This window comes from Neoluteolibacter marinus (genome assembly GCF_014904755.1).
GTDB classification, from domain to species: domain Bacteria; phylum Verrucomicrobiota; class Verrucomicrobiia; order Verrucomicrobiales; family Akkermansiaceae; genus Haloferula; species Haloferula marina.
Genome location: NZ_JACZFQ010000265.1, coordinates 1 through 639 on the forward strand (window position 1 = coordinate 1; position 639 = coordinate 639).

Consider the following 639-nt stretch of genomic DNA (forward strand, 5'->3'; position numbering starts at 1 on the left):
GTCCTGCACCTGCTCTGCCTCCTCGTGGCCGTCGTGCTCGGGGTGCTGCCGCAGATCCTGGTGCTGTGAGCACGGCACCGCCGCGTCATGCGGCTTGTGCTGTCGGACCAGTCTTGTAATTTCAAGAACACGTTCACGAGCGCGGCCTCATAGGCCTGGCTGGCCGCGCAGCAACCCGAACTCGATTCCCGGGTGCTTCCAGAGCAGAACGGGCCGCAGCCCACTCGCTGCGGCAAGACTCGACGGGGCCGGTCCGGCCCAGGAAGAAGGACGTCATGTCCGATGCACTGCACCAAGCACTGGAGTCGAAGCGCTCCGATCTCGAGCATCTGCATCCCTACAACGTGCCGCTGCACCTCGCACCGGAGGCCCCCGTGGTGCCGCCGCGCACGAACCACCGGTGGATCGACTTCGGAGATCGGGAGGCCCGGGAGTGGAGCAGAGTCCTGTTCCTCCTCCCCCGCAAGGGCCACTCAGCGACCGTCATGGCTTGCGCGCACAGCGTGTGGCGCTTCGGCAACCTGCCCAACGTGAACAATGCCCCGGAGGTGGCTCGGGCCGCCCGCGCTCTCGGACACACCCCGGAGAGCGCCTGGGAGATGCTGGTGACGTTGATCGTCATGCGCCAGGATCAGGAGT

Annotated in this window: 1 protein-coding gene and 1 riboswitch; the gene reads left to right on the forward strand. The window is 66.7% G+C overall.

Going from position 1 to position 639, the window contains the following annotated elements; translation table 11 throughout:
- The first annotated feature begins 131 nt into the window (after nucleotides 1-131).
- Nucleotides 132-245: riboswitch (SAM riboswitch) on the forward strand.
- A 30-nt stretch (nucleotides 246-275) separates the two neighbouring features.
- On the forward strand, nucleotides 276-639 hold a 364-nt coding region (locus IG178_RS24790), incomplete at its 3' end, for a hypothetical protein (RefSeq protein WP_193215247.1).